The sequence below is a fragment of the Mycoplasma pogonae genome, from assembly GCF_054170725.1.
The window spans coordinates 21,903-41,848 of sequence record NZ_JBSWZS010000004.1 but is presented as its reverse complement, the minus strand read 5'-3'; the positions used below and the strand labels follow the sequence as shown (position 1 = coordinate 41,848).

Here is a 19,946-nt window from a genome sequence, read left to right as displayed (position 1 = left end):
ATTATTTGATTGTAATTTCATTTATGTCAAAAGAATTTATCCAAACAAATCCTACAACTTTTTTACCAGATGGCTTAAACGTTGAATCATACCAAGAAGCAGTTGCTACTTTTGGTCCAGCATTATTAGTGAGTTTTCAAAATGTTTTATTAGTATTAGTGATTAAGCTTTTAGCTTTAATTTTGGGTGGATATGGTTTAGCTAATGTTAATAAATACTTACGAAAAATTTTATTTGTATTTTTCTTACTTATTTCAGTAATACCTGAAATAAGTATTTATATTAACTTATTAAAAATAAGAAATGAAACTGGAATCAATCATTCAGTGATTATGTCTTTAACAATGACGCATTTATTTTCATTTTTTTCACTCACTTATTTTTATAATACTTTTATGCAAGTTGGAGCTAAAAATAAAAAACTTTTTCAGATTGATAATTTAAAATTATGAGAAAGATTTTATTATGGTTATTGACCAAGTTTAAAAATGCCTGTATTTTTAACTGTTATTTTTACTACAATTGAAGTGTGAAATAGTTTTTTATGACCATCAATTATTTTATCTGGAAAAGATATCAATACTGTTGCAACATGATTCCCAGCTTTAGGACCGGCAATTAATGGTGGTAATTATTTAAATGTTGTTTCAGCTGGAGCGGTTTTGTCATTAATAATTCCTTTAGGAGTTTATTTAATTAACTCAAGATTAGTTAATCGTAATTTATATCGGGCTGTTTAAGTAAAAAAAATGAATGTGAAAAAGCGTGCTAATTGCACACTTTTATAATTATTTTTTGATTTCATCATCAAATTGAAAAACGTAATCGTATAATTTTAAATTTTCTTCATTGATATTATGAGCAATATGAATTAGTGTTATTTTTGTGTTTTGCAATAGTTCTCGTTCAATTGCTTGCGATGTTTTTTGATCAACATTAGATAAAGATTCATCAAGGAAAATTCATTTTTTATTAGCATAAATAGTTCGAGCTAAATTAATTCTTTGTTTTTCGCCTGAAGAAGGTTGATCTACATTGTGAAAATTAATTTGGGCCTGAGCTTTAGATTTAGCTAATTGAGTTTGATCAATTGTTTGCTCAAATAATGTAATATTTTGATTTAAGCTTGCATCAAAAACATATGTGTTGTTAGCTGCAATAAAAACTCAATCATTAAAAACTGGAACAGTATTTTGCAATTTAAAATTTTCCTGATTAATTTCTATCCTTCCTTCATAATTAGAATTTAAACCGAAGATAAAATTAAAAAGACTAGTTTTACCAATTCCTGAAGAACCGATAATTAAATATTTTTTATTTGCTTCAAATTTAAAATTAAGTAAATGTGGTACTTTTAAAAAATCTGATTTTAAATTACTAACAGTAATCGTTTTAATTAACTCAGATTTATAACTTAATTTTTTTGTTTTTGTAACATTTCATTTTTTGAAAATGCGTTTTATTGTTTTGTATTTTGACATGTAATACAAAAAATCAGAACTATCAGTAAATAAAAATGAAACTAAGGTAACTGATGCAATCAATGAGCTAAAATCAATAAATTTATTAAAGTAAAAGATACCTAAAACTAACACTAACAGTATTTGCAATGAAATTCCAAAAACTGTTCATAAAGCTGATAGTAAATCTGTTTTATTGAGTTGTCTATTATTTTCAAAATAAAATTTATTGCCGCTTTTACTACTTCAACTAATTCAATTTTTGAATTGAGCATAAAAAATAAATTTTTTGGTATTTTCTAAAATATTTCAAATTTTTTGATTGTATTTTTCTTGTAATTCAAAAATTTTGTCTTCATATTTGAAATATATTTTTTCAAAACCAAAAGAAAATAAAGCATTAACTAAAACAAAACTAATCAAAATCAATAAAATAATTCATGAAAATACAATTGAGATGATTGACATCAAAAAAAGTGAAATAGTAATATCAATAATAATGTAAAAAACTTTGTAATAATCATTTTTAATTTTATCAGCTTGGTTAATGAATTTATTTTGAAAGTAACCTATATTCTCTTTTTTTAATTCATAAAAGTTTGTGCTTAAAAGCTGCAATTTTTGTAACTTTTGAAATAAAATTTTTTTAGAAACAAGCTTATAAATATTTTTATTATTTCAAAAAAGTAGTATCCTAAAAGCTAATAAAGCAATAACCGTTAAACCAGATCATAAAAAAGTTTGCTCAAGATTACTAATTTGGATTGCTGCAATAAATTCTCTTGTAGAATAAACTTCAAAAGCTAAAAAACCATTTTTCATAAAAATTAAGCAAAATAATATTAAATCTTGTTTTCAAAATTTTTTAAGCATTTTTACCCCCAATTTTAATTACATAATCAAATTGAGAATGTAAAATTCGCGGTAAATAGTGATCAATATAAATTAACGTTACGTCTGATTTTTCTAATAAAGCTTTTAAAATTTTAATCCGCATTTTAGCATCAATGCTAGAAAGTGATTCATCAAGAAAAATAATTTTTTTATCAAAGTAAAAAATTCTAGCAATTTCTAATTTTTGTTTCATCCCCGATGACAAGTTATCATTAGTTATTTTTTGCTTTAAAATTTCTATTGGTAACTCTAAAAATCTAAAAATATTTTCCAGTTTATTTACATTAGGTTTTTGAGCAAACAAAGTTACATGATTAATAATTGAATCTTCAATAAATGAAGATTCTTTTTCTAAAAAAACAATTTCTGATCAATAATTAATAATTTCTTGAGGCTCTTTAGGAAGATTATTGTACTTTAATTTAACTACATTGTTTTTTAATGTTCCTAAAATTGCTTTTAAAATTGTTGATTTTCCTATTCCTGATTTACCATGAATTCAATATTTCTGATTTTTTTCAATATTAATTTCTGGAATATTAATTAAGTTGGAATTTTTTTCAAAAATGAAGGTTTGTGCCTCTAACTTAATTTGATGAATTTCTTCTGAATTTATAATATTATTATTTTTCACTTCAACAATTTTAGTAATATTTTTTGCTATTGCTTGTGATTTTGATAAATTTATTAAATCATCAAATAATGAACTAATGTTATAAAAAAGTTGACCAACAATAAAAGTTATAGTTAAAATATTATTAATTTGGATTTGTTGGTACAAAATTAAAAAACCAACCGCAATAAAAACAGCTATTCTATTTAACTCATTTAAAACTCCAACTAAAAATTGATAAGCATTCTGATTGTTGTTAATTTTATTAATATTTGTTTCATATCTTTTAGAACTTCTGGAAAACATATCATAAAAAATATTTAGCTTGTTAAAAAAGTAAAAAGTATCATAAGAGTTATAAATCTCAATTATTTCTTTTTGATAAATTTTATTATTTTCGTCAAAGTTATACCCAATTTTATTGGCATGTTTTTTTAAAAAAATCGAAATCATAATTAACAATAGTACTGTAATAAAAATAATTAAAAAGATTTTTCAACTAACAAAAATTGCTAATGCTAGAAACGATGAAATTACTAAAATTTTTTCAACAATGTGAAAAATAGCGCCAAAATATAATTGTTTTAAAAAGTCTAGATCTTTAGTTATGTATTTAAAAATTTCTGTTTCATTAGATTCGGTTGTAAAACTTTTTGCTTCAATAATTTTTTGTTGTAATGTAATTAAAAAAAATTTTTCTCATTTCCTTTTAAAAAAATTGCTTAGTCAGCTAAAGAAAAAAACAGCAGCTGTTGCAAGTATTTCTAATAATATATAAATTGAAAAATTATAAATATCATATTGTAAAAGATAATCTAATGTTTTAATTGGTAAAAAATATAAAACTGCTGTCAAAATGGCCGATATAAAACTTGCTAAAATTGCCATTAGAAAAAATTTATTTTTAAAAATGTATTTCATAAATAGTGATAAACATACCTTTACTAGTTATTATTTCTGGATTTCCAAAGTAAAATTTAAATCCCTCCTAATTTAAATTTTTATAAAATAAATTTGCTTTTAATAATTAGATTTTTTTTACTTAACATAAAGCTATGCTATTTTTTTATAGAAAAAAATAAGTTTAAGAATTTTGAAAACTATAAAATCATTATAAAAATGTCAAAATTAATGGCTAAATTAATTTTTATTATGCGAAAATTATGTGAAAAAAATAAGTATAGTTTTAATACTAAATACAAAGTTCATATTATTTTATTAAAAGCATATAAATGTTTATTATTTAAATAATAAATCATCGTCGTTTTTGAACTATACCTATTTTTACATAAACTAATTATCATATAAAAGTTAAATATAACCAAATGAAAAATTATTATTTTTTAAAAATTAAAAACTAAATAAGTTTAAAATAACAATAAAAAAAATAAAATTTAAAAAATTTAGATAAAAAAACACCAATAAATGGTGCTATTTATTGAGTTATTTTAACCCCTTGGTGGTGGCGGTGGTGTAAAACTAAATTCACCAGAAGCTGTAATAACTTTTACTGTATTTCTAATGCCGCTTAAAGCTGGTTTTACGTTTGCTTCTGTAAATTCATTAACACTAGACAAGTCGATTGTTTTCATAGCATGTGAATAGTTGTAAATATTTACAAGAGTCGCAATATCTTGAGCAATACTTCTATTTGAACGAGCAGTTAATGTTAGTGTATGTGGCTGATTAGAAATATCTAAACCATATAAAACTGGTCAATTACTTCTTGGGTTAATTTTATCAGTATTATCAATTCTTAAATCACTTAAATCAATATTTACTTTCTGGTTTTTAACATCACCAAAAACCACTTGTGTAAAAATTAATTTATCACTACTTTCTGGTTTAGGGAAATCAATGTTGTTAAAATCAGTAATTTCAGTTTTTGCTAAATTAATCTCTGTAATATGGCCACCTTGGCCAAATGAACCTTGGAATTCGCGGCGATTTCTTTCTTTAATATAAACATATTTTAAAAGATTTTCTAAGGTTGATTTATTAATGTTATTAGCAATAGTAAATCTTGTAAAAATTGCACTTGAATGGTAATCAAATGTACTTGGTTTAACTTTGATGAAAACACGAGGATCAACTTGATTTAATTTTGGTGAATTTTCATCATGTAAATTACCAACAATAATATCTAATTCAAATAAAGGATTTTTGGAAGAGAAATTTTTATTTTCTAAAAGTGCATTAACAACTTCAGGGTCATTAACTTGATAAAATAAATTTAATGATTTAACAGTATTAGGAATATTTTTAACAATTTCCTTAGCTTCATCTACAGTTTGGTTGTTTATATTGCGAACTGCAACTCCAATTCCGATTGCTTTATTTTTAACTACTCCCAAAACTGTATTAACTGCTTTTTGAATATCACGAAATTCATTTAAATTTTTAACTTCTAGAATATATCTTTCTTCACCATCGCCATTGGTGTAAGTGTGCAATTGAGCTACATTATCGGTATACCCAGTAATGTTTTGTGTTTTTTTATTTCAATTAAACTTGGGATCAACTTGTTCTTCTTTTCCGGGGTTGTAACTTAAATTATGTACCTCAGTAGCTGATCTTTCACTACTTGAAGCCAAAGGAATATAACGATTTAAATTTGTTCTTGTTGTTTTATAAACTGTAGGATTGACAAATCCCGGTCTTAAAGATCAGCTATTTATTGAACTAGGGAATCAACCTTGACGGAGCATTTTAATTTCCTCAGGTCTCAAAGAACTAACCCTAAAATCACCTTTTTCTTTATGTCATTGCTTTCAAAAAGCATAGTTGGGATCTTTTTCGTTAGCTAAAATTTTATACATGTCTCGATTCATCTCTTTGACAGTTTCTTCTAAATCTTGATTTGTAATTTCTAAAAACTCTTCACCAGTGTAGACCATACTGTTAGGTTTAACAAATTTAAAGTCTTCTGATTTAACTTTTACTCCAGGAGCTAATTTTTTAAATTTAACACCACTATAATATAAATCAACCATTGTTTGTGATGATTCTTGTGCTCCAGGCATAAAAGGATTATCATGAACTTGCCCATCAAAACGACGTACTTTTTTTCTTGATTTCGTTCCGTATCCACCTAATTCTTGGTCAATTGGTAATAAATTTTTTTCAATTTTAACTTCATTAACGATTTCAATTTCACCAAGATCATCATCATATTCAGTTTTTTGGTTTAAAACATTATCTAATTCACTATCTGAACTAGGTTTAAAATTATCAATTTTTGGTGCTTTAGTGTTTTTCGGTTTTTGAACTTGAACTTTTTTTGGTGGGCTTTTAATTTCTGGATTTATTCTTGGACGCTCTTGAGGGATCTTAACCTCATTCTTAGGTTGTGTGTTAATAGGTTGTTTAACATCTTTGTTTTCAATAACTTCAGAATCTTGCTGGGGTTTTTCTATCTCATTTTCTACAACAGGTTCTTCTTTTGTAGGGGTTTCAACTTTTGCTCTATCAATTTTTTTAGATTTTAAAAGCGAATTATAAACTGAAGTAGCAATTTGATTGCTTTCGTAATTTTTAAAATTATTAACTGTTAATGCAACGATTGCTCCAGAGATGACTATAGATCCTGATAAAACAACAGTGATGATTTTTGTCTTTAATTTCATCAAAACCTCCTTATTTAAGCAAATTATACTATCTATCTAAAGCTTTTAAAAACTAATCAAAAAATTAAAGTATAATTTTTATTTATTATAATTGGCGAAAGTGTGGTAATTAAATGTTTAAAAAAATAAAATTAAAAAGTTTTTTTCTTGCAATAACTGTTGTAGCAACACCGTTAATTTTAGTTGCTTGTTCAAATGAAGATAGCTTAATTGGAATACCAAATAAAAAAATTCCACCTAAAAAAAGACCGGAATCTTCCAAACCTGTAGATCCTAATGAGAAAAAACAACCCTCTACTGATCATCAAACTCCAAAAAATCCACAGCAACCCGGCGATAATGCTAAACAACCACCAAGAAATGACAGTGGTAGTTCTGATGTTGATGACCCAGTTTACACAAAACCAATTGAAGATCCAGGAATAAACATTGATGATTTGGAAGGCAGTTTTGAAGGAAATGGGAGTAACACTTCTACAAAAGACTATTTAAATAGTATTGAAAACATGGCTAATAAAACTGCTGCAGAATATGAAACTTTTTACAGAAAAAATTATCTTAAAGATACAGAATATTACAAGGCATTGCCAAATTCAGCAGAGACAAATTTTGGAAAAGATGAGATTAATCGAACTTTAGAAAATGATTACTATAAAATTGCCAATCAAAAAGTTGCTAAAAATTTACCAGTTGTGACTTACAATACTGCCAATGATGCAATGACAATTAATACAAATGGAGAAGTTGTGAAACGCGCTCCTGCTTCAACTTATGGTCAAACGGCACCGAGAACATATGATACTAACTACGGGTTAGCTAATGCTAATGATATCCCAAGTGAAATGTTTGAAAAAATTTTAAATTCAACAGCATCTATTCAAATGTTTTACCCTAATAAACCAAACGGAATTTTTGGAACTATTTGGGCTTTTGATTGAAAAAAAACTTTTGATGGCAGTTACCCTTTAACTTGATATTTCGGGACTAATGCTCATATTGCAAGACATATTGCTAATAAAAATAATTACGGAATTTATGGAACTGAAGTTACTGAATATTTAAAAACTAATCCAGGTGATGCTTTGCAAAAAGTTAAACTTTTTAAAATTAGCAATTACTCACAAAAATTAATTAATAATGTTGATTCAATTGCCAAAAAAGGTGTATATAGTAATGATGAATTAGAAATTAGTGATGCAATTAATAATGTTAAAGTTGTATATATGGGTTATGATTTTTTAAAATCAAAACCGCATGACTTTGATAGTTCATTGCCCGCAAATGAAGAAGAAGTTTTGGATTTTGCTGTTTTAGAAATTACTTTCGCTAACCAAGAGGAGGCAAAGAAATGAACGGGAGAATATGCAACTAAAATAAATTCAAGATTTGATTTTAGAAGAGATAGCTATATTAAAAAACCGAATTTAAGAAAAAGTCCAGATTTTTATATTGCTGGTTATCCTAGAAAAATTGAAACTACAACTTTGTGAACAAGTAAGCGACCAAGCGAAATTATGAATAGCTCAATTCAGATTCCGCTAGATGTCCAAAAACAAGGTGTACCATTTTCAAACTCTAAGTATCACTCAACAATTGGAGGATACATGGGAATTATGGATCAAAATATTTGACCAATCAACATTAAATTAGATGTTTGAGGGAAAAAATATATTTTCTCAGGTTTAAATTATGTTTTTAGACATGCGGCATTAGGTGGTGGAAGTTCGGGATCGAGAGTTGTGAATGAAAAAGGCGAAACTTTTGCAGTTAATTATGGTGATTTTTCTAATGGTTTAGAAGGAATTAAAAATGATGCTGGATTAGCGATTGCATTAAAATCAGAAAGATATTTGTACAGTAACTTAAAAGATTACTACATTCAAGCTTATGACATCATTTTTGGTAGTGGTGAAGATCAAAAATCTTCATATTTAGATGCCCTTAAAGTAGTTGCTAAAAATAATTCAAATTTTGAAACACATCTTTTTTCAAAACAAAAATTAGAAAAATAATCATTCAAATTAAAATACAAACTTATTTTTTAAAACTAAACGTGTATAATTTAAAAAATGTTTGAACCTAACAATGCTAAAACTAAAAAATATAGTTTTTATAGCAAGGCAATTAGCTTTATTTACAACAAATTAACAAGAGATAATATTTTTAGTTTTATCTTTTTTAGTTTCATTTTCATTATTAGTCTAATAGTTGTATTTCTTTTGGAAAAGACATTTTTTTCAAACGGAAATTACATTAATGGTTTAGAAAACCTTTTTAAAAATACAGCAACAGAACTAGTGTTTTACAATGTTGTGATCATTTTAAGATCAGCCTTGTTTTACACTATTTTTTTATTTGCAGCTTTAAAATTTTATAACAACTTTATTAGTAATTATTTACGAAACAAATTTTTATATCTTTACCAATTGATATATTTTGTAATTATGATTTTGGGTATTGTATGTTTTTTCGCTTTAGAAATAAATGACATGAAAACTATTTTTTACTTTAGTCTGTTATTTTTAATTTTTTGAATTATGGATTTTTTTAAAACGGTTTATTTTGCTACAAAAAAGAAAAATTTTTATCCCCTTGCTAAAAAAATTCAATATAGCTTGTATTTATCATATTTTTTTAGATTAATTTTAATGATTATTTTTTATATAACTTTTGCATTTTTGGTTTTTAACAAAAACATTGCACCAAAAACTTTTGTTGATAATTCTGTAGTTTTGTTTTTTGATCATATTTTTAGCAATATTAAAGAAACAAAGTGACAAGTAAGTTTATTTTTTATGATTTTTGGTACATTTATTTTACTAATTTTATCTAACATTCATTTTGTGCTTTTTTACAATTTTTTTGAAAAAAATATTACAAAACCTAACTTTATTTTAGGGATGTTTGCCATCATTTTTACTGGAGGAATTCTTTTTTGATTTAAAGTAAGTTTTAGTAAATTTAATGCTTATGACCCATTTTTTGACACAAATTTAAATTGATTAGCTTTATATATTATTATTGTAATTCAAGTTTTTATTTTGATTGTTGTAATTTTATTGGAATTCATTTTTGTTAAAAAAATTAAATATTTCACTTTTAATCCTGAGTGAAGACTAGTTTTAATTTTATTTTTTAATATTTTAATAATTTTAATTCTTAGTTTTATACAAATTAGCCAACAAGAATTATTTCTTGTAATTTTAGTTAATACAATTTTTACAGCGATTTTAACAGGATTAATATTGCTTAAAAATTGAAAAACAATTTCGATTTTTAAAATTTTCTTTTTCTTTTCGAATTATTTAATTTTTGGAATTATATTATTTATAAATGGCTTTAATCATGAATTAACAATTCACAATAATAATTTTTTATTATTGGATAGTGGCAAAATTAATTTATTAAATACAACATTGATAATTTTTTTAAGCTACATTACATTAAATTTTTTAGTTTATGGATCATGAATTTTGGGTGCTTTCATTTATTACACCTACTATAAAAAAACTAAATTGAAAAGGAGTGCAAATGAAATTCTTAAAAAAACAAAAGCAAAAATTAAATAATGATGTAGTCACTACAAATGATGAATATCAAATTTTTTTAGAGCAAAATAACGTTATTTTGTATACACAACTAATTGGTGATATTTTATTTGCTAATAACATTGATTTTGAAAATATTATTTATAAAAATTTTCAACAAAAGTTGGATCAAGCATTAAATAAAAAAATGGATATTGTATTCGATGATTTTGTTATTAATTGAAAAAATAATCAACGCTTAGAGCAAAATGTTTTAGTTCCTTCGGTTTCCAAACACGAAAACCCACATACTGATGCAATAAATTTTAAATCGATTCAAAATAATGAAGCATTAAATAGTTTTTTTACAACCTACAATCATTTAATAAAAGATTTTGTGATAGGGGCAAAAAAATATGTAGAAGTTCTTAATGGTATAGTAATTTACATTTCAAAGGAAACAGGGAGTTTAAAAATTAAAATAAGCAATAGTTTTTTGAATTAGGAGTGGTATGAATTTAAAAAATCAAATTAATAAACTTAAAAGTTTTGAAAAAATTCACCAGATAGTCGATATCAATCGGAATATTTCTTTAATTGAAATTCAACGTTTAAATTATAAAATTACTTTATTATATGAAAACTTTAGCATTGGAAAAATGTTATTACAAAAACTTGCCCAAAAAAGTAATATTAAAAATTTTTTATTAGATAATTTTGCATCTAAAAATATTTTTAAAAATAAGCTTAAAAAATATGAAAAAAAACTATTTATTTATGTTACTGAAAATGAAAAATATTTAGATGGATTTTATGATCGAGTAGAACTAAATATTTTAAAAAATTTAAATCCATTAGATCAAATAGTTACTATTGGTGAAAAAGCAAAACAATTTGCAATTAAAAATCAAATTAAAATTTATAAAAATATTCCAAAACCAGAAATAACAGAAATTTTTTCATTATCAGAAAAATTAGGTTTAATCATCAAAGAAGATTTAGTTAATAAAAATTTTTCTAAAATTATTTTTGGAATTAATTCAAATAAAGTAAATTCAAGTCAAGCTATTATTTTTCCAATTAATAGCTTTGAATTTAACTATGCTAAAAATTCTGAATTAGAAGAAAAAATTCATTCTAATATTAATCAATTTGCTTTTCACCCCAGCATCGAGGAGTTTGTTGAAAATCAATCAATTTTATATTTACAACAAGCAATTGAATTGCTTTTACTAGAGTCAACATTTATCATTTTTAAAAATAAATTAATTAATGAAAATCAAATGTTAAAAAAAATGGAAGAAAAAATCAAGTTACTAAATCGGGAAATTATTAAATATAAAAGGGAGATGGAAATCCAAGAAATAATTTTAATCACAGCAGCAAATAAAAAAGGAAATAGCATTTAAAATATGGCAAATAAAATTTCAAATTACACATTGATTTTAATTGAAAAAAATGGTAATAAAAGCATTTTAAAAAATGTTCAACTTTTTTATAGTGCTGATTTAGAATCCACCTGAAATCTTATTGAAGAAAATGCTTTTTTTAATTTTGATAAAAATCTTTTCAAAATGATTTACAAAAATAAGGAATATTTCTTTTTTAATGTTCGAAGCTTAATTACAGTTTTTGATAAAAAAATTTTTTTGAACTTAAAAATTACTAAAAAATTTTATGAAAGTAATCGCAAAAAATTTACTAAGCAAAAAGCTAAGGTTAACTTTGATTTTAATGAAAATTTTTACTTGCAAAAATTTTTATATGATTCCACAAACAACAAAGAATATTTATTAGAGAAAACTCAGTTTGAAAGAAAGAAATTTATTGACACAATGATTAAAAATTTTAATTTAGTAGAGATAGATCGGTTGGAAAATGAAGAAGTTTAAAAAAAGTTATTATTTTTTAGCAACCACTTTTGTTGGAATTACCACAACTTTTGCTTTAGTTGGCAATTATGCACTTAATCAAAACTCACAAAAAAATATTAAAACAACAAATTTGGTTTTCCAGATAACTCAGAATCCTAATTTAGAAAAAATTTACCAAAAATCATTAAGTGAAGAATTTTTAAAATCATTAAAAAATATTATTTTTAATTTAAATTTAAAAATTTCAGGAATTGAACATGAATCTAATCAGCAAGAGCGTAATTTAGAATTTTTTGCAAAAATTCAATATTATAAAAAAATTATTAATTTTTTAGAAAATAATTTAAATTCTATTACACAAAACCCTTCCAAATATGGTTTTAATCAAACATTTTTAAAAGTTTTATTTCAAAGTGATGAATATGATAAAGCTGAAATCAACTGGGAAGATAAGGCTTGAAATGGAATTATTTTTGGCGCCACTGCGGAAACTAATTATGCTGAAGAGACACAAAATGCCCAAAAAAACGTTTTAAATCAAACAAAAATTAAAAATGAAATTACTAGTACTCAATTTCGGGTTGTTTTAAATAAATATTTTCATGATTTGTTAGATAGTAGTGAAGATATTTTTGCTAATGATAATGATTTACCAAAAGTTAAGGATGATTTTAATTTTGCCAATGCTACAATTAACAACAAAAGTGTAATTGTTATGGGCGAACCTATTTCAGAAAACAGCACAGGTCAAAGGTATCAAGGGTGAGAAGATTATATTATTAATAAAATAAGAAAAAGATTGACAGCATTTGACTTGAAGCAAAATATGGAATTTAACGAAACGAAAAAGGATGAAGCCAAAAAACCTACTCCTGATGAACAAGATTCCATCGCCTTAGATCCAGATGGCAATATTATTGATTTAGATAAAGAATTTGAAATTAGAGACATTCCAGACTTACAGCCTTTAATAAACCCTGAATGATCTCACTTATCTATTGATGATTTTCTTGAACAATATAATCAAGCTGATGAGGAAACTAAAGCAAACGCATTATTTTTTAAAAACCCAATTAATGTAAGATATCAATACCAAATTTTGAGTTTAAAAAAAGAAAATGATAAATTAATTGCAAATGTTAATTTAAAAGATAAAATTGCTACTAATAACAGTCGAGAATACCAAAGCGAAATTAGTAATATTGATGAAGACGATGATGCTAATTTTAAAACCTGAGCGATTTATTTAAACAATCTAATAATGGAAAACTTTTTTAGCAAGATTCAAAATTCATTAAATTTAGATGATGCTAATGACATTGAAAAAATTGATAACCTTGATGATAAAAATAAAAAAAGATTACAACATTTGATTTATGCTTTATCAAAATTTATTTTTACAGATAATTATTTAGCTAAAACAAATGAAATTTATGATAAAAATTTAAGCTTATATCAGAATAATTTAGGCTCAAAAACAAATTTAGCAAACCAAGCAGCAGTTGAAGTTTTTAAATACTTTACAAATTATTTAAAAAATAGTTTTATTATCGAAAATAAAAATGATAATAATGTAAAAATAACTGTATTAAATCTATTTGCTGATATTGTAAATTCAAAAATAAATAATATTTTGCAAAATATCGAACAAAATAAAAATGATTATTTGGAAAAACTTAAAAGTAGTAATGTAAATATTCCAACAATTATCGAAACTTTAAAATACGTTAAAAAAGAAATTAATAATTTAGAAATTTTATCAAACATTAATTCAGTAAATAATATTAACAATCTTGCTAAAATTTTTGCTAAAACACAAGAAATTAACCACTTATATCAAAAGCTACAACCTTTTGATGAAGAGCTAAAAAAATCAGAAATTGTTAATGCTAGCGAAATAATTAGTTTAAACCAAGAAATTAAACAACCAGTTGCAACTAATGTTTACATTTTTGCTGTTTTAGGAACTATTTTTGCAGCATTTTTAATTGCAATTGCACTGCTAAAAAGTAGAATTATCCAAAGACTACAAAAAAGGAGCAAAAAAAATGAAAAATAATCCCAAAATTTATTTAATTCACGATCATATTTTAGTCGTTAGGGGGAAATACCCTTATAAACAAGAACAGTTTTTTGAAGTCAAAAATAAGCCGCATTGCAAAGCTTTTTTGCTATCAGCTAAAGATGATGAAGCATTTTTAATTTTAAGTGGTAAAAGTTCGGATTATGAAATTGGTGATGAACTAATTGAAATCAAAGATTATGGTTATGTAAAAACATCACAAGATTATTTTGGAAATGTAATTAATATTAATGGTGAAATTATTTTACCCCAGCCAAAAGAAAAAATAAATTTTGATAAGAATAGTCATTCTAGTTATATTTTTGCAACTGCAGAAAATATGATGAGTCGTAAACGATTAAACAAACAACTTTATACAGGATTTTTAGCAATTGATTTATTTAATCCTATTGGTTTGGGACAACGAGAAGTAATTTTAGGAAACAAAAAAACTGGAAAAACTTTTATTGCTTTAAATACAATCATTAATCAAAAACATCGTAATATAAAATGTATTTATGTTTCAATTGGTAATTCAAGAAATCAAATTAATGAAATTTATTCAACATTAGAAAAATATAATGCATTAAAAAATACAATTATCATTGAGGCATCACCAGCATCACCGTTTGAGCAATATTTAGCTCCTTATATTGGAATGGCACATGCCGAAAATCTTGCTAAAGAAAATGATGTTTTAATTATAATTGATGATTTAACAACTCATGCAAACATTTTTCGTGAAGCAGCTTTACTAATTGATAAGCCGATTGGTAAAGAGGCGTTCCCTGGTGACATATTTTTTGCTCATTCAAGAATTTTGGAAAAAAGTGGTAAATTTATCAATTCAAAATCAATTACTTGTTTACCAATTGTAAAAATTATTGACGATGATATTACCGGTTTAATTGCTTCCAATATTATTTCGATTACTGATGGGCAAATTATTTTAGATAGCAAATTATTTGCTCAAGGTAAATTACCAGCAGTGAATTTAGATATTTCTGTATCACGGACAGGAACGTCAGTTCAAAGTAAAAATGTTGCTAAGGTATCAACAAAATTAATTAAAATATATCGTGAGTATAAACGACAAGAAAAATTAGCGATTTTAAATTATGAATTAAATGAAGATATCACAAAAATTTTATTCAAAGGTAAAGCAATTGAAGGTTTGTTAAATCAAAAAGGAATTCAATCCTATAATGAAGAAACTGTTTTAATAATCACCCAAATTATTGCTTGGGGACTATTGCAAAATGTAACTAATAAAAGCGAAGCTTTAAAGTTCATTTATTCTCTAATAAGAAATGATGAAAAAGCGAAACAATCTTATCAAATGCTATTAAATGGAGAAGATGTCAATCAAAAATTAATGCGAAATTATTTTGCAAAAGCGTTAAATCAATTTTTTGATTATAAAAAATATGATTTGGCAATTCCATTAGAAATGGATTTTGTAGATATCGATCAGGTTACATTAGAAGCTATTATTAATCAAATGGAGGAGCAATAAAATGAATGGAATAGTAACTAAAATTTTAGATAATGTCATTGAAATTCATTTTAATACCTCTACTACTGGAAAAATTAAAATCAATCAAGTTATTGTCACAGAAAATAACAAAGTTTATTTAATTATTAAAAAGATTATGGATAGTAATCACGTTGCAGCAATTATTTTAGAAGCACAAGAACCAATTGCAATAGGTCAAAAAGTAGTTAATAGTCTAAAAACATTAAAAGTTCCTGTTGGAGCTAGTTCAAAAAATAATGTTTTTAATGTGATTGGTGATTCATTACTTAATAAAAATGAAAAACTTCATTATGTTGAGATGAATTCAGTTAAAACTGTTCAAAAAACAATTGATAACACTTATGAAATTTTAGAAACCGGAATTAAAGCAATTGATTTTTTTATTCCTATTTTAAAAGGTTATAAATTAGGTATTTTTGGTGGAGCTGGAGTTGGAAAAACTGTTTTAATTAAAGAAATTATTTTTAATTCTTCAAAATTTAAAAAAATTCATTCTTCAATTTTTGTTGGTTCTGGAGAACGTTCGCGCGAAGGATTAGAATTATATGAAGAATTAAAAGATTCAAATTTAATGCCGCAAACCACAATGTATATCTCGCAAATGAATGAGCATCCTGGATCAAGAATGAACATTGTTAATGTTGGTGTTACAGCTTCTGAATATTTAAGAGATATTGAAAAACAAGATGTTTTACTATTTATCGATAATATTTATCGTTTTGTACAAGCGGGAACTGAAATTTCAGCTTCATTAGGCAAGAAACCTACTGTTGGTGGTTATCAATCAACATTAGAAAGTGAAGTTTCCGAAATTCAACATCGACTATATGCCAATAGCAATGGCTCAATTACTACTTTTGAAACTGTATTTTTACCGATGGATGACATTACTGACCCTGCTTCTGTTGCAATTCTTTCGCACCTAGATGCTTCGCTTGTATTATCACGTGAGCAATTAGCTAAAAATATTTATCCCGCTTTTGACCCCGTTGCTTCTAATTCTAGTTCAGTTAACCCTACTATTATTGGCCAAAAACACTTTGATGCTATCATTGCTGCTAAAAGTATTTTACAAAAGTATAAAGAATTGGAAGATGTAATTTTAATTTTAGGAATTGATGATTTGGATGAAGAAAATAAAATTATTGTTAAAAAAGCTTTGCAATTACAAAACTTTTTTACTCAGAATTTTTTTATGGCTGAATCCTTTACTAAAGAAAAAGGTAGCTACGTTTCTTTAAATGATACTGTAGAATCTGTCATCAGAATTATTGAAGGACAATATATTAACCAAAGTCCAGAAATTTTTAGTTTTATTGGTTCTAATTTAGATTTACCTACCGATCAACAACTAGAACAAAATCAGCAAAAAAATGCATAATTATTAAAAGCAGCTTAGTTAAGACTAAACTGCTTTTTTTAATTTTTCATATCGATTAAACTACAGCAACTAAAACGAAAATTAAATTAATTACTAAGCCAATTAAAATAGGTAATCCATAGCGAATTATTTCTCTAGTATAAGCACCAATTAAAGCTTGATAATCATATAAAACGTTAGTATAATAACGATCAATGAGTTTGTGATATTTAACTTTAATTTCTGCTAAATGAGGATTAACTTCAAATTGAAATTTCAATTTTCGCTGCAAAAATTGAAATCAAGTTGTAATTACTAAAAGTAAAATTAAAAAGCTAATAAATAAAGCCAAAGCAAAATTTCGCGCAGCAATTTGGTTATGAGTTAAATATAAACTTAAAAATAAAACTAATGAAACAACCAAAATAACAACTGAAGCAACTAAGCTTCAGCGATTAATTGTACTTTTATATGTATGTTTATGCATTTTTTCTCCTAAGCTAATAAATAAAAAAACAATGCCTAAAACATTGTTTTAAATAAATTATTTGCGTGCTGCTTTTGCTTGATTTACAATTTTTGTAAAAATTTCTGGGTAGTGAATTGCTAATTCTGATAGCATTTTACGATTTACTTGTACATTTGCAAGTTTTAATCCGTTGATTAATTGTGAGTATGTAATTCCTTGTGGACGACATGCAGCATTAATTCTTGCGATTCATAGTTTTCTAAAGTCTCTTTTAACTTGTTTACGGTCTCTAAAAGCATAAGTTCATGATTTAACAACAGCTTGTTTCGCTACTTTAAATCCGATTGATTTGTGCCCTCAGTACCCTTTTGCTAATTTTAATCATTTTTTACGTCTTTGTCTTGTGACTGTTCCGCCTTTAACTCTCATCTTTTCTTATCCTCCTTCTTAGTATAATCCCTTTAATCTTTTTAAATCAGCTGGCGACATCAAAGTAGATTTTCTTGATTGACGTTTTTGTTTAGTTGATTTATTTTGTGCAAGGTGTGAGCGATAAGCTTGTGACCTTTTAACTTTATTTTTTCCAGTAACTTTAATACGTTTTGTTAAAGCTGATTTAGTTTTCATTTTTGGCATATTGCTTTCCCCCTTCTAAATTATGCATTTTCTGTTTCAGCAGCAACTGCTTCAGCTTCTTTAGCTTCTGGTTTTGCTAAACTAGCTTTTTTCTTTTTATCTAATTCTAGATGCATATCTAAAAAACGATCAGTTTGTGCTGGTTCTTTTGACATTTTTGCAATGTCTTTAACTTGTTCAAAAAACTTTTCGATAACTGCCATCCCGATTTCAGGGTGAACTACTTCACGCCCACGAAACTTTAATGAAACTTTAACACGATCACCTTCTAATAAAAACTCACGCGCTTTTTTAGCTTTGGTAATAATATCGTTGTCATTAATTCTCGGTGTTAAACGAATTTCACGATTTTGAATGAATGTTTGTTTCTCTTTAGCTTCTTTTTGACGTTTTTTTCGGTCATATTTAAATTTTCCATAATCCATCACCCTTGTAATAGGCTTTGGTTTACCACTAGAATTGTCAACAGAAATTAAAACTAAATCCATTTTGCTTTCCCGTGCCAATTCAACTGCTGCATTAATTTCCATAACTCCGATTTTTTCATTATTTTGGTCAATTACAAAAACTTTTGGAAACGGAATTGCTTCATTTACTAAGTGCTCTTGTTTAACACCTCTGGCATTTTGAACATTAAATCCCTTAATAATTTTCTCCTTAAAAATAAAATAAAAAAAGTGGTTGTTCCACTTTCTCTTTCATTAGCTTAATAAATACTAAAAATAGATTTTATAATATATAAAAAATTATTATTATATTTATATTGAAGCTATTTACCCATGAACTAATCCATCGGGTGAGAAGTGAATCTGCTTTCTGCAATATTTTTTATTGCTTAGCAATTTTAACATAAATGCATGATTTTTGACTAAAAAAAATTAAAAACATAGTTTTTTTATTAACATAACAGGCATTATTGTTTATAATTCTATAAGAAATTTTAACTATGAAAAAATGAACTAGTCGAAGAATCGCATTTTTAGCAATTTTAACAGCAACAGCTGTTGTTTTTGTTATCATCGGAGTTCGTGTTGCTCCATTTGCTATTATTCCGGTTTTTCGATTTTCAATCATTGGTTTGCCAATTAAAATTACTTCATTAATTTTTGGACCAATTTTAGGCGCTTTTACAGCAATTATTTCTGATGTTTTATCATTGCTGTTTGTTCCAGGAATTTTTTCTTATCATTATTCCATTTCATTAATAATCACCGGGATTGTGCCTGGGATTGTGGTGTGATTTTATCGTAAAATTGTTAATCGCTATTACTCAGATGAAAATTTGGATGTTAAGTATCAAAAAAGAATTGCCAAATTACAGGCTAATTTAGATATTGACCCAGTAAATCGTGAACAGAAAATTGCTAAATATCAAATTAAATTAACAGCTAACCAAAATAAACAAGAAAAAGATAAAGACAAAAAATTAAAATTAATTTACTTAGTTAGTGGAATCTTTTTTTTGGTGTTAACAGTTTCTTTAATTTCTGGAACAATTTTGAATATCAAAAACGTTGATGAAGTTTTTGCTAATTCAAAATGAATTAAAGATAAATATGCTTTTATCGGTTTATTAAGTGCTGGTTCAATTACAATGATTTTAGGAATAATTTTAGGATTTTTCAAAATGAAAACTAAAAACTTTTTAAATGTAATTCCAATTATTGTTTTTTCAGCCATTTTAGAACCAATCACAACAGTAATTGCTGCTATGGGTGATTTACAAATTAAATTGTATGATGATCTTCAAAGCGCGATTATTTCTCATATTATTTTTTCACCTGTAAAAATTTGAATTAATACAATTGTAATTTATATTTCTTACATGATTGTTTCGCCGTTGATCTTTAGAAAAGAATCAAATGGTTATTAAATAATTAAAATAAAA

General features: G+C 25.3%; 17 protein-coding genes. 10 read left to right on the top strand and 7 right to left on the bottom strand.

What is annotated here, in order from left to right; all coding sequences use genetic code 4:
* Positions 1-23: 23 nt before the first annotated feature.
* Positions 24-740 (top strand): ABC transporter permease subunit, encoded by a 717-nt coding sequence (locus tag ACW95P_RS02075; protein ID WP_457961584.1) that lies wholly within the window; start codon positions 24-26, stop codon positions 738-740.
* Positions 741-788: 48 nt separating this feature from the next.
* Here ACW95P_RS02075 and ACW95P_RS02070 read toward each other — a convergent pair whose 3' ends face one another.
* The 3 genes from ACW95P_RS02070 to ACW95P_RS02060 all read right to left on the bottom strand — a co-directional run bounded on the left by ACW95P_RS02070 (position 789) and on the right by ACW95P_RS02060 (position 6,593).
* A complete protein-coding gene (locus ACW95P_RS02070) occupies positions 789-2,333 on the bottom strand; it encodes an ATP-binding cassette domain-containing protein (RefSeq protein WP_457961583.1) in 1,545 nt (514 codons plus the stop codon).
* Entirely contained in the window at positions 2,326-3,855 is a 1,530-nt protein-coding gene (locus ACW95P_RS02065; RefSeq protein ID WP_457961582.1) for an ATP-binding cassette domain-containing protein, read from the bottom strand. The genes ACW95P_RS02070 and ACW95P_RS02065 overlap by 8 nt, the downstream gene beginning before the upstream one ends.
* 560 nt (positions 3,856-4,415) lie before the next feature.
* On the bottom strand, positions 4,416-6,593 hold the full coding sequence (locus ACW95P_RS02060; RefSeq protein WP_457961581.1) for an IgG-blocking virulence protein: 2,178 nt from the start codon (positions 6,591-6,593) through the stop codon (positions 4,416-4,418).
* A 113-nt stretch (positions 6,594-6,706) separates the two neighbouring features.
* On the opposite strand from ACW95P_RS02060, the gene ACW95P_RS02055 reads away from it, so the two are divergent.
* The 8 genes from ACW95P_RS02055 to ACW95P_RS02020 are packed head-to-tail and all read left to right on the top strand — an operon-like array spanning position 6,707 to position 16,974.
* On the top strand, positions 6,707-8,605 hold the full coding sequence (locus ACW95P_RS02055) for an MIP family Ig-specific serine endopeptidase (RefSeq protein WP_457961580.1): 1,899 nt from the start codon (positions 6,707-6,709) through the stop codon (positions 8,603-8,605).
* Positions 8,606-8,662: 57 nt separating this feature from the next.
* On the top strand, positions 8,663-10,162 hold the full coding sequence (locus tag ACW95P_RS02050; RefSeq protein WP_457961579.1) for an MSC_0624 family F1-like ATPase-associated membrane protein: 1,500 nt from the start codon (positions 8,663-8,665) through the stop codon (positions 10,160-10,162).
* Complete coding sequence (locus ACW95P_RS02045; RefSeq protein ID WP_457961578.1) at positions 10,125-10,625, top strand: MSC_0623 family F1-like ATPase-associated protein; 501 nt, start codon at positions 10,125-10,127, stop codon at positions 10,623-10,625. Before ACW95P_RS02050 ends, ACW95P_RS02045 begins: the two co-directional genes overlap by 38 nt.
* A gap of 7 nt (positions 10,626-10,632) precedes the next feature.
* Positions 10,633-11,529, top strand: coding sequence for an MSC_0622 family F1-like ATPase gamma subunit (locus tag ACW95P_RS02040; RefSeq protein ID WP_457961577.1), 897 nt, complete (start codon positions 10,633-10,635; stop codon positions 11,527-11,529).
* A 3-nt stretch (positions 11,530-11,532) separates the two neighbouring features.
* A complete protein-coding gene (locus tag ACW95P_RS02035) occupies positions 11,533-12,012 on the top strand; it encodes an MSC_0621 family F1-like ATPase epsilon subunit (protein ID WP_457961576.1) in 480 nt (159 codons plus the stop codon).
* Positions 11,999-14,053: an MSC_0620 family F1-like ATPase-associated subunit gene (locus tag ACW95P_RS02030; RefSeq protein WP_457961575.1), complete on the top strand. Its 2,055-nt coding sequence runs from the start codon at positions 11,999-12,001 to the stop codon at positions 14,051-14,053. Before ACW95P_RS02035 ends, ACW95P_RS02030 begins: the two co-directional genes overlap by 14 nt.
* Positions 14,043-15,572, top strand: coding sequence for an MSC_0619 family F1-like ATPase alpha subunit (locus ACW95P_RS02025; protein WP_457961574.1), 1,530 nt, complete (start codon positions 14,043-14,045; stop codon positions 15,570-15,572). Before ACW95P_RS02030 ends, ACW95P_RS02025 begins: the two co-directional genes overlap by 11 nt.
* A 1-nt stretch (position 15,573) precedes the next feature.
* Positions 15,574-16,974, top strand: a complete 1,401-nt coding sequence (locus tag ACW95P_RS02020; protein WP_457961573.1) for an MSC_0618 family F1-like ATPase beta subunit — start codon at positions 15,574-15,576, stop codon at positions 16,972-16,974.
* 55 nt (positions 16,975-17,029) lie between these two features.
* Here the strand turns inward: ACW95P_RS02020 and ACW95P_RS02015 are convergent, their stop codons facing one another.
* The 4 genes from ACW95P_RS02015 to infC are packed head-to-tail and all read right to left on the bottom strand — an operon-like array spanning position 17,030 to position 18,657.
* Entirely contained in the window at positions 17,030-17,440 is a 411-nt protein-coding gene (locus ACW95P_RS02015; RefSeq protein ID WP_457961572.1) for a hypothetical protein, read from the bottom strand.
* Between the two features lie 57 nt (positions 17,441-17,497).
* Positions 17,498-17,851, bottom strand: coding sequence for a 50S ribosomal protein L20 (gene rplT / locus ACW95P_RS02010; protein WP_457961571.1), 354 nt, complete (start codon positions 17,849-17,851; stop codon positions 17,498-17,500).
* 18 nt (positions 17,852-17,869) lie between these two features.
* Positions 17,870-18,058 (bottom strand): 50S ribosomal protein L35, encoded by a 189-nt coding sequence (rpmI, locus tag ACW95P_RS02005; RefSeq protein ID WP_457961570.1) that lies wholly within the window; start codon positions 18,056-18,058, stop codon positions 17,870-17,872.
* A gap of 20 nt (positions 18,059-18,078) precedes the next feature.
* A complete protein-coding gene (gene infC / locus ACW95P_RS02000) occupies positions 18,079-18,657 on the bottom strand; it encodes a translation initiation factor IF-3 (RefSeq protein ID WP_457961638.1) in 579 nt (192 codons plus the stop codon).
* A gap of 347 nt (positions 18,658-19,004) precedes the next feature.
* On the opposite strand from infC, the gene ACW95P_RS01995 reads away from it, so the two are divergent.
* On the top strand, positions 19,005-19,931 hold the full coding sequence (locus tag ACW95P_RS01995) for a hypothetical protein (RefSeq protein WP_457961569.1): 927 nt from the start codon (positions 19,005-19,007) through the stop codon (positions 19,929-19,931).
* Positions 19,932-19,946 lie beyond the last annotated feature (15 nt).